At 70.4% G+C, this 12,374-nt stretch carries 13 protein-coding genes; 5 read left to right on the top strand and 8 right to left on the bottom strand.

The window, feature by feature from the left end:
* Positions 1 to 35 precede the first annotated feature (35 nt).
* Positions 36 to 1,112, top strand: a complete 1,077-nt coding sequence (locus ABD875_RS14870; protein WP_345178444.1) for a ScyD/ScyE family protein — start codon at positions 36 to 38, stop codon at positions 1,110 to 1,112.
* 74 nt (positions 1,113 to 1,186) lie between these two features.
* The gene (locus ABD875_RS14865) at positions 1,187 to 2,371 is read left to right on the top strand and encodes an amidohydrolase (protein ID WP_345178441.1); all 1,185 of its coding nucleotides are present in this window, start codon (positions 1,187 to 1,189) and stop codon (positions 2,369 to 2,371) included.
* On the opposite strand, the gene ABD875_RS14860 is transcribed toward ABD875_RS14865, so the two are convergent.
* From ABD875_RS14860 to ABD875_RS14845, 4 genes are all read right to left on the bottom strand, one after another.
* Positions 2,368 to 3,660 carry an ABC transporter permease gene (locus ABD875_RS14860; protein WP_345178438.1) on the bottom strand — a complete coding sequence of 431 codons (1,293 nt, stop codon included), beginning with the start codon at positions 3,658 to 3,660 and terminating at the stop codon, positions 2,368 to 2,370. The two genes, ABD875_RS14865 and ABD875_RS14860, sit on opposite strands and share 4 nt — an antisense overlap.
* Entirely contained in the window at positions 3,657 to 4,883 is a 1,227-nt protein-coding gene (locus ABD875_RS14855) for an ABC transporter permease (RefSeq protein WP_345178436.1), read from the bottom strand. Before ABD875_RS14855 ends, ABD875_RS14860 begins: the two co-directional genes overlap by 4 nt.
* A complete protein-coding gene (locus ABD875_RS14850; protein ID WP_345178435.1) occupies positions 4,880 to 6,394 on the bottom strand; it encodes an ABC transporter ATP-binding protein in 1,515 nt (504 codons plus the stop codon). The genes ABD875_RS14855 and ABD875_RS14850 overlap by 4 nt, the downstream gene beginning before the upstream one ends.
* A 107-nt stretch (positions 6,395 to 6,501) precedes the next feature.
* Positions 6,502 to 7,623: a BMP family lipoprotein gene (locus ABD875_RS14845; protein WP_345178433.1), complete on the bottom strand. Its 1,122-nt coding sequence runs from the start codon at positions 7,621 to 7,623 to the stop codon at positions 6,502 to 6,504.
* 173 nt (positions 7,624 to 7,796) lie between these two features.
* Between ABD875_RS14845 and ABD875_RS14840 the strand changes: the two genes are divergently transcribed.
* Together ABD875_RS14840 and ABD875_RS14835 are read left to right on the top strand one after the other, a co-directional pair.
* Positions 7,797 to 8,195, top strand: coding sequence for a cytidine deaminase (locus ABD875_RS14840; protein WP_345178430.1), 399 nt, complete (start codon positions 7,797 to 7,799; stop codon positions 8,193 to 8,195).
* 9 nt (positions 8,196 to 8,204) lie between these two features.
* The gene (locus ABD875_RS14835) at positions 8,205 to 9,494 is read left to right on the top strand and encodes a thymidine phosphorylase (protein WP_345178427.1); all 1,290 of its coding nucleotides are present in this window, start codon (positions 8,205 to 8,207) and stop codon (positions 9,492 to 9,494) included.
* Positions 9,495 to 9,595: 101 nt separating this feature from the next.
* Here the strand turns inward: ABD875_RS14835 and ABD875_RS14830 are convergent, their stop codons facing one another.
* The 4 genes from ABD875_RS14830 to ABD875_RS14815 are packed head-to-tail and all read right to left on the bottom strand — an operon-like array spanning position 9,596 to position 11,719.
* On the bottom strand, positions 9,596 to 10,048 hold the full coding sequence (locus ABD875_RS14830) for a MaoC family dehydratase (RefSeq protein WP_345178425.1): 453 nt from the start codon (positions 10,046 to 10,048) through the stop codon (positions 9,596 to 9,598).
* Between the two features lie 17 nt (positions 10,049 to 10,065).
* Complete coding sequence (locus ABD875_RS14825; RefSeq protein ID WP_345178422.1) at positions 10,066 to 10,896, bottom strand: hypothetical protein; 831 nt, start codon at positions 10,894 to 10,896, stop codon at positions 10,066 to 10,068.
* Positions 10,893 to 11,210, bottom strand: coding sequence for a hypothetical protein (locus ABD875_RS14820; protein WP_345178419.1), 318 nt, complete (start codon positions 11,208 to 11,210; stop codon positions 10,893 to 10,895). Before ABD875_RS14820 ends, ABD875_RS14825 begins: the two co-directional genes overlap by 4 nt.
* Complete coding sequence (locus tag ABD875_RS14815) at positions 11,207 to 11,719, bottom strand: hypothetical protein (RefSeq protein WP_345178417.1); 513 nt, start codon at positions 11,717 to 11,719, stop codon at positions 11,207 to 11,209. Before ABD875_RS14815 ends, ABD875_RS14820 begins: the two co-directional genes overlap by 4 nt.
* A 99-nt stretch (positions 11,720 to 11,818) precedes the next feature.
* On the opposite strand from ABD875_RS14815, the gene ABD875_RS14810 reads away from it, so the two are divergent.
* Complete coding sequence (locus tag ABD875_RS14810) at positions 11,819 to 12,367, top strand: hypothetical protein (protein ID WP_345178415.1); 549 nt, start codon at positions 11,819 to 11,821, stop codon at positions 12,365 to 12,367.
* Positions 12,368 to 12,374 lie beyond the last annotated feature (7 nt).

The following is a 12,374-nucleotide window of genomic DNA, read 5'->3' as shown; positions in this document are numbered from 1 at the left end:
AGACTGACGCAATCGAATCCACCAACGGAGGAAACATGCGTCGCACCCCACTCATCCCCCTGGCGATCGCGGCGACCGCGCTGCTCGCCACTGCTCTCCCGGCCCAGGCCGTCGAGGCCCCGCCGGAGGTCCTGGCCGACGAGCTGATGAGCGCCCTCAGCCTCGCCGTCGCCGAGGACGGCACGGTCTTCGTCGCCCAGAACTTCACGTCCACCATCACCAAGATCGCTCCGGGCGGCGAGGTCTCCCCGTTCTACGCCGACGAGGGCCAGCGTGAGGTCGGTGCCCTGTCGGTCGACGGCGACGTGCTGACGTTCGCGACCACCGGCGAGGACGGCGCGAAGGTGTACACCCTTTCGCCGGACCCCGAGGGCGGCTACGCCCAGGAGCAGATCGCGGACCTGGGTGCCTACGAGGCGGCGTCCAACCCGGACAAGTCCAAGACCTACGGCATCGTCGGCCTGTCGAAGTCCTGCACCAAGCAGGTCCCGAAGGGCTACCGCCCGCACAAGGGCATCAAGGAGTCGCACCCGTACGCCTCCACCACGGTCGAGGGCCTCACCTACGTCGCCGACGCCGGTGCCAACGCGATCTGGGCGATCGGCAACGGCGTGACCAGCACGGTCGCCGTCCTGCCGCCCACGAGCATCAAGATCACCAAGCAGAAGCGGAAGGTGCTCGAGGTGCCGAAGTGCACCATCGGCAAGACGTTCCGCGCCGAGGGCGTGCCGACCGACGTCGAGGTCGGCCCCGACGGCCACCTGTACGTCACCTCGCTCCCGGGTGGGCCCGAGGACCCGCGGATGGGCGCCAACGGCTCGGTCTACCGGGTCGAGCTGGAGAGCGGCAAGACGACCAAGGTCGAGTCCGGCCTGACCAGCCCGACCGGCCTCGCGGTCGCCCCGGACGGCACGCGGTACGTCGCGATGCTCTTCGGCGGGGCCGTCGCGGTGACGCCTCCGGGCGGACCGCGGTCGGTGTTCGACGAGGTGGCGGCTCCGGGTGACGTCGAGTACGCGGACGGCGACGTCTACGTGACCGAGAGCGGGTTCGGCCCGACCGGCCCGGCGCCCGTCGGCACCGTCCTGAAGTACGTCCTCGGCGTCGGCTGAGCAGCAACACGATCAACCCTGCGGGCCCCGGCCGATCGGCCGGGGCCCGCTTCCATGAACTAACCTCGACGGTGATGTCCGATTCCGCGCCTGCCCCACACGAGACGCTGATCGACGCCGTCGTCGACGAGCACGCCGACGAGCTCGTCGAGCTGCGCCGCGACCTGCACGCCCACCCGGAGCTGTCCTGGCGCGAGCTGCGCACCACCGCGCTCGTCTCGGCCCGGATCCAGCGCGCCGGGTGGCGGGTGACCGAGCTGGCCCGGACCGGCCTGGTCGCCGACATCGGCGAGGAGGGGCCGATCGTGGCGCTGCGCGCCGACCTGGACGCGCTGCCCGTCCCCGACCTGACGTCGGACCCGTGGGCCAGCACGGTCGAGGGCGTCACCCACGCGTGCGGGCACGACGTGCACACCGCCGCGCTGGTGGGCGCCGCGATCGCGCTCGGCCGGGTGCACGAGGCCGGGCTGCTGCCGGGCCGGGTCCGGCTGCTGTTCCAGCCCGCCGAGGAGGTCATGCCGGGAGGCGCCCTCTCGCTGATGGACCTCGGGGCGCTCGACGGCGTCGAGCGCATCTTCGGCCTGCACTGCGACCCCACCCTGGACGTCGGCCGCATCGGCCTGCGGGAGGGCCCGATCACCGGGGCCGCCGACCACCTCGACGTCACGCTCAGCGGCTCCGGCGGGCACACCTCGCGCCCGCACCTGACCGAGGACCTCACCTACGCGCTGGCCAAGGTCGTCACCGAGCTGCCGTCGATCCTCTCGCGTCGCCTCGACCCGCGCTCCGGCGTCAGCGTCGTGTGGGGGATCGTGCGCGCGGGCTCCGCGCACAACGTGATCCCCGCGACCGGCCGGATCGGCGGGACCGTGCGGATGCTCGATGCGATCGCCTGGGCCGAGGCGGAGAAGATGGTGCCGCTGCTGGTCGAGGAGATCGTCGCGCCGTACGGCGTGACGGCGCGCGTCGACTACCAGCGCGGCGTGCCGCCCGTGGTCAACGACATCGCGTCGATCGCGATCCTGGGGCGCGCCGTGGAGCGGGTGCTGGGGCCCGGCGGGCACGTCCCGACGCAGCAGAGCCTCGGCGGCGAGGACTTCGGGTGGTACCTCGACCGCGTCCCCGGCGCGATGGGCCGGCTCGGCACCCGTACGCCGGGCGGGCCGACGTACGACCTGCACCAGGGCAACCTGCGCGTGGACGAGCGCGCGGTCGCCGTCGGCGCCCGCGTGCTCGCCTGCGCGGCCCTGACGCGCTAGCCCTTGCGGTAGGGGATGCCGTCCGCCGCCGGCGGCCGGGACTTCCCGACCAGGCCGGCCACGGCGAAGATCGTCACGAGGTACGGCAGCATCAGCATGAACTGGCTGGGCACCGGCGAGCCGATCACCGAGAGCACACCCTGCAGGTTCGACGCGAAGCCGAACAGCAGCGCCGCCAGCGTCGCGCGGATCGGGTCCCACTTGCCGAAGATCACCGCAGCGAGCGCGATGTAGCCGGCACCGCCGGTCATCTCACGGTTGAACTGCGGGACCGACACCAGCGTGTAGAACGCGCCGCCCATGCCCGCGATCGCGCCGGCCAGCAGGATCGTGCGCCAGCGGGTGGCGTTGACCTTGATGCCGACGGTGTCCGCGGCCTTCGGGTGCTCGCCGACCGCGCGGACCCGCAGGCCCCACTTGGTGCGGTAGAGCGCCCAGGTCACGAGCGCGACCGTGATGTAGAGGACGTAGACGATCGCGGTCTGCCGGAAGAAGATCGGCCCGATCAGCGGGATGTCGCCGAGGACCGGGATCGGGATCTTGTCGAAGCGCGGCGGGCTGTTGAGGTCCGCGGCGTTCGGCGCCAGCACCTGGGTGAACATGAAGCTCGTGAGCCCGATGACCAGCACGTTGAGCACGACGCCGACGATGACCTGGTCGACGAAGTAGTTGATCGCGAACAGGCCGAGCAGCAGCGCGACGAGCATGCCGGCGACCATCGAGGCGCCGACGCCGGCCCAGGTGCTGCCCAGGACCGAGCCGACGAGCGCGGCGGCGAAGGCGCCGGCCAGCAGCTGGCCGTCGATGGCGATGTTGACGACACCGGCCCGCTCGCCGAGGACGCCGCCCAGGGCGCCGAAGACCAGGGGAACGGCGAGCGCCAGCGACCCGGCGAGCAGGCCGACCACGGGGATCGTCGCACCGGTCGCCGCCCAGGTCAGGAAGCCGATCATCCACAGCAGCGCGAAGAGGACCACCAGCCACATGGGGGTCCGGCGCTTGGCGACGTACAGGCGAGCCGACCAGGCGGTGCAGAGCGCGCAGATGGCGACCATCAGCCACGTGGTCGCGACCGAGGGGACCGTGACCTCCGGGATCTCGAAGAAGTCCGTGCCGGTCGCGAGCCGGAACGTCGTGTCGCCGGACTCGCCGGCCAGGAGCACGATGAGGAGCAGGACGATCGTCAGGCCGCCGAACAGGACGGGCGCCTTCTTGTCGACGACCGTGGTGACCCCGGCCAGGGGGGTCTCGTCGAGCGGGACGCTGGCCTCGCCGGTCTGGGTGCTCACTTCGCCTCCTGGGCGGGAAGTCGGAAGATGGCGCGGATCAGGGGTGGCGCCGCGATGAACAGCACGATCAGCGACTGCACGACGAGCACGATGTCGACGGGGATGTTCTCCGACGCCTGCATCGCGAAGCCGCCGGCCTTGAACGCGCCGAACAGCAGGCCCGCGGCGAGGATGCCGAGCGGGCGCGAGCGGCCCAGCAGCGCCACGGTGATCGCGTCGAAGCCGATGCCGGCGTCGAGGTCGACGGTGACGCCGCTGGTGACGGTGCCGAGGACCTGGTTGGCGCCGGCCAGGCCGACCAGCGCGCCGGCGATCAGCATCACGACCGTGTAGGTGCGGCCGACGTTGATGCCGGACGCCTTCGCGGCGGGCGGGTTGATGCCGACCGCGCGGATCCGGAAGCCGAGCGAGGAGCGCTCCAGCAGCCACCACGTGAACGCGACCGCGACGAGCGCGAGCAGGAAGCCGAGGTGGAGGTTGAACTGGTCACCGAGGAGCTTCGGCATGATCGCCGTGTCCTTGGCCGGCAGCGACTTCGGGTTGAAGGAGCCGGGCGCCTGCAGGAGGTTCTGCTCCGAGAGCGCGTAGAACACCAGGTAGTACGCGACGTAGTTGAGCATGATCGTCACGATCACCTCGTGCGCGCCGGTGCGCGCCTTCAGCACGCCGGCGATGCCGGCCCACAGGGCCCCGGCGACCATGCCGAGGACGATGGCGAACGTCAGGTGCAGCCCGGCCGGCAGGTCGAACTGGTAGGCGACCCAGCCCGACGCCGCGCCCGCGAGGAGCATCTGGCCGCGCCCACCGATGTTGAACATGCCGGCGCGGAAGGCGAGACCGACACCCAGGCCGGCCGCGATCAGCGGCGCCGCGAACTTGGCGGTCTCGGTGAGCGGGCGGATCGCCAGCTCGAAGGTCTCGGCCCGGGTGTTGTAGATCGAGCCCCGGAAGAGCGCCGTGTAGGCGCCCCAGATCGCGTCCCAGAGCGCGTTGAAGAAGTCGCCGGGCGCCGCGAAGATGTAGCCCGCGGTCGTGCGGACCTCCTCGTCGGTGACGGCGATCAGGATCGAGCCGAAGGCGATCGCCAGCAGCACCGACAGCACCGCCACCATGGCGCTGCTGGAGGTGATCTCGCGCAGCACCCCGTGCCAGCGGCTGGGCTGCTGCTCCTCCTCGCCCTCGGGCTCGCTCGGCGGCCGCTCCTCGGTCACAGGGGTGGTCATGCGGTCATCCCTTCCGGACGCTCACCGGTCATCATCAGTCCGAGTACCTCGCGGGGTGTGTCTGAGGGCACGATCCCGACGACCTGGCCGCGGTAGAGGACCATGATCCGGTCGGCCAGCGCCACGACCTCGTCCAGCTCGGTCGAGACGACGAGGACGGGTACGCCGGCGTCGCGCCCCGCGACGATCTGCTTGTGGATGAACTCGATCGAGCCCACGTCGACGCCGCGGGTGGGCTGGGCGGCGACGAGGAGCTCGAGGTCGCGCGAGAGCTCACGCGCCACGACGACCTTCTGCTGGTTGCCGCCCGAGAGCTGCCCGGCCAGCGTGGTGATGCCGGGGGTGCGGACGTCGTACTCCTTGACCTTCTCCTGGGCGAAGGTCTTGAGCTTGTCGAGCTGGAGCGAGCCGCGCTTGACGAACGGCTCGCCGTGGCTGCGGTTGAGCATGAGGTTCTCGGCGATGGTGAACTCGCCGACCAGGCCCTCGACCTGGCGGTCCTCGGGGATGAACCCGACGCCGGACTCCAGGATGTGGCGGACCGAGCGGCCGATCAGCTCCTTGCCGTTGAGCCGGATCGAGCCGGTGACGTGGTCTTGGAGGCCGAGCAGGGCCTCGCTGAGCTCGGTCTGGCCGTTGCCCTGCACGCCGGCGACGGCGAGGATCTCGCCGGCCCTGATCGTGAAGCTGACGTGGTCGACGTGCACCCGGCCGAGGTCGTCGACCACGCGGAGGTCGTCGACGACCAGCGCGTCCGCGCCGAGCTTCGGTGCGTCCTTGTGCACGGTGAGCTCGACCGGGCGGCCGACCATGAGGGCGGCCAGGTCGGCGTTGCTCGCGGTCGGGCTCGCCTCGCCGACGACCTTGCCGAGCCGGATCACCGTGATCTTGTCGGCGACCTCGCGCACCTCGCGGAGCTTGTGGGTGATGAAGACGATGGACTTCCCGGCCTCCTTGAGCTGACGCATGATCTGCATCAGCTCGTCGGTCTCCTGGGGAGTCAGGACGGCGGTCGGCTCGTCCAGCACGAGCACCTGGGCGTCGCGCGACAGTGCCTTGATGATCTCGACCCGCTGCTGCACGCCGACGGGGAGGTCCTCGACGACCGCGTCCGGGTTCACGTCGAAGCCGAAGCGGGCGGAGATCTCACGCACGCGCTCGCGGGCCGCGTCGAGGTCGAGCGAGCCGGCGAAGCCGGTCGCCTCGTTGCCGAGCATGACGTTCTCGGCGACGGTGAAGACGGGGATCAGCATGAAGTGCTGGTGCACCATGCCGATGCCGGCCGCGATGGCGTCACCCGGCCCGGCGAACTTCTGGACCGTGCCGTCCAGCTCGATCTCGCCCTCGTCGGCCTGGTAGAGGCCGTAGAGGACGTTCATCAGCGTCGACTTGCCGGCGCCGTTCTCGCCGAGCAGGCAGTGGATCTCGCCGGGTTCGACCGTCAGCGAGATCCGGTCGTTCGCGACGAGGGTCCCGAAGCGCTTGGTGATGTCACGCAGGACGAGCTTCATGTCACGGCATCCTAGTGGCGGGGGTCGGGGGTCTTCCGAGCATGGCAGAGGGAGGCCGGCTCAGCCGGCCTCCCTCTGTCCGGTACTGCAGGTTCAGCGGTTCAGGCTCACGGGTTGAGGTACGACGTGACCTTGATCGAGCCGTCGATGATGCCGGCCTTGATCTCCTCGAGCTCCGCCGCGAGGTCCGGGTTGACCTTGTCCTCGAAGTTGTGGAACGGGGCGATGCCGACGCCGTCGTTCTCCAGCGTGCCGACGTACGGCGTGAAGTCGAACTCGTCGTTGCCGGCAGCCATGATGGCCTCGTAGGTCGAGACCTTCATGTTCTTCAGGATCGAGGTGAGCACGACGTCCTGCGTGTTCGGGTCGGTCTCGAAGAAGTCAGCGTCCACACCGAGCATCGCGACGTCCTTGCCGGAGTCGTCGATCGCGGTCAGCGCGCCCTGGTAGATCGGGCCACCGACGGGAAGGATCACGTCGACGTCCTGGTCGAGGAGCTGACGCGCGGTGTTGGTCGCGGTCTCGTTGGCCTCGAAGCCACCGGTGAAGAGGCCGTCCTTGCCGTCCCAGCCGACGACCTTGACGTCCTTGCCCTTCTCCTGGGCGTAGTACTCGGCGCCCTGCTTGAAGCCGTCCATGAAGATGGTGACGGTCGGGAAGGGCTGGCCGCCGTAGGTGCCGACGACACCGGTCTTGGTGTAGTCCGCAGCCGCGTAGCCGGCGAGGAACGCCGCCTGGGCGGTGTCGTAGAGGAGCGGCTTGATGTTCGCGACGTCGGGCTGGCCGTCGAAGGTCTGGCCGTCGTCGCCACCGTCAGCGGCGTCGTCGATCAGGACGTACTCGATGTCGGGGTTCGCAGCGGCGGACTCCTTGGTCGCGGCGGCGAGCGCGAAGCCCACGGTCACGATCGCGTCGCAGCCCTCGGCGACCAGGCTCTCGAGGTTCGGGCCGTAGTCGTTCTCGCTGTTGGACTCGACGTCCTTCATCTCGACGCCGAGCTCGTCCGCGGCCTGCTTGACGCCCTCGTAGCTGAGCTGGTTGAACGACTTGTCGTCGAAGCCGCCCGCATCGGAGACGATGCACGGCAGGAAGTCCAGGGCCGCAGCGGTGGCGCCGGAGCTGCTGTCGTCGGAACCGTTCTCCTCCGGCTCGCTGCCGCACGCGGTCATGACGGATGTCGCGAGAAGCGCGACAAAGCCGCTGGCCGCGGCCTTCCTCAAGTTGTTCACTGTTGCCTCCATAATTTCGCCCGTCTGGTACGGCGCGACAAGCGGTCACCGTACCGAATCCCGCTCCCGCGATCTGCCGTTCGCAGGGAAAGATTGTGTAACGGTTAGGATGGCGAGGTGTTCGTTCCCGTGCCCGGTGTGATCTACCGCAAATCCCCCGGCTGGACGCGGCGTTGACCGTCGATCCGGGCGACTGGGAGGCCCTCCGCGCGGTCGCCGTCGAGGCGGCCAGCCACGCCTACGCGCCGTACTCCCGCTACCACGTCGGCGCGGCCGCCATCGCGGACGACGGCCGGGTCCTGATGGGCTGCAACGTCGAGAACGCGGCGTACGGCGTCGTCCTGTGCGCGGAGTGCGGCCTGGTGAGCCAGCTGCACATCACCGGCGGGGGCCGGCTCACCCACTTCGTCTGCGTGAACGGCGAGGGCGAGGTGATCATGCCGTGCGGCCGCTGCCGTCAGCTCCTGTTCGAGAACGGCGGTCCAGACCTGTTGCTGATGACGGTGTCCGGGGTGCGGCCGATGTCCGAGGTGCTGCCCGACGCTTTCGGCCCTGAGGACCTCAACATCTAGGGTCGGGGCATGCCCACGCAACACGACGCCGTCGAGGTGATCCTCGCCAAGCGCGACCGCCAGGAGCTCTCCGACAGCCAGATCGACTGGGTGATCGACGCCTACACCCGTGGTGTCGTCGCCGACGAGCAGATGGCGGCGTTGGCGATGGCGATCCTGCTCAACGGGATGGACCGGCGCGAGATCGCCCGGTGGACCGCCGCGATGATCGCCAGCGGTGAGCGGATGGACTTCTCCACGCTCTCGCGGCCGACCGCGGACAAGCACTCCACCGGTGGTGTCGGCGACAAGATCACGCTGCCGCTCGCGCCGCTGGTCGCGGCGTGCGGGGTCGCGGTGCCCCAGCTCTCCGGGCGCGGGCTGGGCCACACCGGCGGCACGCTCGACAAGCTCGAGTCGATCCCGGGCTGGCGCGCGGCACTCTCCAACGACGAGATGTTCGCCCAGCTCGAGTCGGTCGGCGCGGTCATCTGCGCCGCCGGCGACGGACTCGCGCCCGCCGACAAGAAGCTCTACGCGCTGCGCGACGTCACCGGGACCGTCGAGGCGATCCCGCTGATCGCGAGCTCGATCATGTCGAAGAAGATCGCCGAGGGCACCGGGGCGCTGGTGCTCGACGTGAAGGTCGGCACCGGCGCGTTCATGAAGAACGCCGACACCGCGCGCGAGCTCGCGGAGACCATGGTGGCGCTGGGCAAGGACGCCGGCGTCCACACCGTCGCGCTGCTCACCGACATGTCCACGCCGCTCGGGCTCACCGCGGGCAACGCGATCGAGGTGCAGGAGTCGGTCGACGTGCTGGCCGGCGGCGGCCCCGCCGACGTCGTCGAGCTGACCCTCGCGCTCGCCCGCGAGATGCTCGCCGGCGCCGGCCGCGAGGACGTCGACCCGGCCGACAAGCTCGCCGACGGCTCCGCGATGGACACCTGGAAGGCGATGATCCGCGCCCAGGACGGCGACCCGGACGCCGCGCTGCCGACCGCACGCGAGTCGCACGTGGTCGCGGCACCGTCGTCGGGCGTGCTCACCCGGCTCGATGCGATGGCCGTCGGCCTGGCCGCCTGGCGCCTCGGCGCCGGCCGGGCCCGCAAGGAGGACCCGGTGCAGGCCGGCGCCGGCGTCGTCTGGCACGCCCGTCCCGGCGACCAGGTCACCGAGGGCCAGCCGCTCTTCACGCTGCTCAGCGACGACGAGCACCGCTTCGAACGGGCCCTGGAGTCGCTCGACGGCGGCTACGACATCGCCCCGGACGGGACGTCGTACGACCCGACGCCGCTGGTCCTCGACCGCATCCGCTGACGTTGAATCGGGACTTTTGACCGGTTCAATCGGGAGTTCTGGTCACGGCACTGACCGAAACTCCCGACTCGAGTGACCGGAAGTCCCGATTCAACGGGGAGTCAGGGGAGCAGGAGGACGACGGTCTCGGCGACGCAGGCGGGTTTGGGCTCACCCTCGATCTCGACGGTGTACTTCAGCGTCATCTGCTTGCCCGCGGGGAGGTCGACGACGTCACCGAGCGCGACGTGGGCGCGGACCCGCTTGCCGACGCGGACGGGGCTGGGGAAGCGGACCTTGTTCACGCCGTAGTTGAGCTTCGCGCCCGGGGTGTCGAGCGTGAAGACCTGGCTGCCGAGCATCGGCACCAGCGAGAGCGTGAGGTAGCCGTGCGCGATGGTGCCGCCGAAGGGACCGTCGGCGGCGCGCTCGGCGTCGACGTGGATCCACTGGTGGTCGCCGGTGGCCTCGGCGAACCGGTCCACCCGGTCCTGCTCGATGGTGAGCCAGTCCGACGTACCGATCTCCTCGCCGCTCGCGGCGGCGACCTCGTCGAGAGTCGTGAAGACGCGCATGACCCGACGTTAGCGGGTCACTTCTGACCCCAGTTCCCCTGGTTCGCCATGTCGTCGGAGTCGCGCGACGACACCGACGGCCACTCGTTGTTGGCGTCCAGCCCGTCGAGGCCGGAGTTGAGCTCGCGCCACATGCTGAGCTTCACCGTGACGTTGGTGTCGAAGTAGCGGTCGAGGTCGTTCCACAGCCGGATCGCCTCGGTGACGATCTTGCCGACGACCTTGATGGCCGGGCCGGCGTCGAACGTGACCCACTGGCCGGCGTCGGTGCCGTCCTTGATCGCGTCGAGGATCGAGTCGACCACGCCGAGGATGGCCTCGATCATGTCCCGCCAGATCGAGCGGATCTGCTGCGCGCCCTCGGCGCACGCGGTCGCCGCCCGGACCAGGCCCTTGTCGACGCCGTTGATCGCGGCCAGCTGCTCCTGCGCGACGTGGAGGTACGACGTGTACGCCACGCCCTGCCAGTGCTGGCTGACCTCGGTGGTCAGGTCGTTGATGACCGTCTTCTCGTCACGGATCTTGCCGGCCGCGCGGAGGTACGCGGCGTTCATGTCCATGAGGTTCCAGGGGTTGCCGGTCATCTCCTCGACCTTGGCCCACATCTCGTCGACGGCCTTCTCGAACTCGTCCCAGAGCCGCTGGATCTCCTCCTCGATGTTGTCCTTGGCGTGCTCGTAGGCGATCTTCACCGCCGGCGAGACGACCCACATCCAGCCCGAGGAGCCGATGGTGTCGTTGAAGGTGTCGATGACCTGCTGGACACCCTCCTCGATCCGGTCGGTGATGACGTCGATCTGCTTGCTGACGTCGTCGCTGTACTCGGAGTAGTAGTCGTAGTCGGTCATCGCGGCGTCCCGTCCTCGTTGTGGAACTCGTCCGCGACAGAGGTGTCGGTGGCGCCGAAGTCCTCGGCAGTGCGGCGCAGCGCGTCGGCGATCTCGCGGACCTTCGCGGAGCCGGTCGACATCGCGTCGATCATCGCGGTGATGAACTGGTCGTGCTGGGAGTCGATGCCGGCCCGGTTGGCGAACCACCCGAACTGGGCGCCCTGGCCGTTGCCGGACCAGAGCTCGGTCTGCGCCGCGGCGACCTCGTCGGCGACGCCGTCCCATCCGGCGGCCGCGGCGATGAGTGCTCCTCGGTCTGCTTCCAGGGTCATGAGGGGTTCTCCGTCCCGAGTCGGATGGCCTGCAGCACGGCCTGCTGCAGCAGCTGCGGACGCGCCCCGCTCAGCCACTCGGGGTCCACGTCCACCCGCAGCAGCCGACCGTCGGCGCCGCGCTGGATCGTCAGGTAGCCGTTCTCGGAGGTGAGCGGCGGCGGGGGCTCCGGCCGACTCGCGAGCGCGACGCCGGCGGCACGCCGGGCGGCGGACGCCGCGCGGCTGACGTCGGGCCTCGGCGGTGCCACGGCCGGGCTCCGGCCGCTGAGGGTGGCCTCGGCGCGGGCGAGGTAGTCGTCGGCGTCACCGCGCGCCTCCAGGGCGGCCAGGACCCGCTCGCCGTCGGCGACCGCGAAGGCCTCCTGCAGCGCGTCCTTGAACGACCGCGGGCTGCGCAGCCGGTCCTGGTCGAGGACCCGGACATCGGTGACCCGGAGGTCCTGGTCGAGGGTGATGCTCAGCGACTGGTGCCGGTCGGTGGCGGAGTACGTTCCCGAGTGCGTCATGGTGTTCCCCCGTGCTTGACGTTGCTGAGCACATGCCCACGAGCCCCGGGGGCGCAAACCTCAGGTTTTGCGCCGAGGGCGCGGTGGGACGCTCCCGGCATGCGACTCGGACCCGCTCTCGCGACGTGCGCCCTCGTGGCCCTCCTCGGCACCGCGTGCGGCAGCGACGACGAGCCCGAGCCGGTGAGCGCCGTCGAGCCCCCGGACAACCTCTGCGCGGCCGTGCCGGACAACGTCGTCGAGCGCTGGGGCCTCACGGAGGACGACCACGCCAGCGACGCGGCCGGTGACCGGAGCACGGCGACCTGCACGATGTCCGGCACCGCGGCGGACGCCCCGGTCACGCTGGAGATCTCCCTGACGTCGTACGGCGGGGCCGACGCCGACGCCGTCCGCGCGCTCGTCGCCGACGAGGTCGCGGCCCGCTGCGACGAGCTGGACCAGGCGGGTGGCGGCCGGTTCAAGGCGGAGGACACGCGCTGCTCGACCGAGTCCGACGGGTCGTTCACCGAGGTCTCCACGGCGATCCCGGCGCACGGTGTCGTCACGGTGACGATGAGTCACGACGGACAGATGTCCCAGCTGCTGCCGGCCGAGGTCGTCGGCCTGTCCGGAACCGTGGCCAACGCGGAGCCCGGCGACCTCTGACAGGATC

Origin of the sequence: Nocardioides caricicola (assembly GCF_039541135.1) — a bacterium.
GTDB classification, from domain to species: Bacteria; Actinomycetota; Actinomycetes; order Propionibacteriales; family Nocardioidaceae; genus Nocardioides; species Nocardioides caricicola.
The sequence above is the reverse complement of the archived record's forward strand: the minus strand, read 5'-3'. Positions and strand labels throughout refer to the sequence as shown.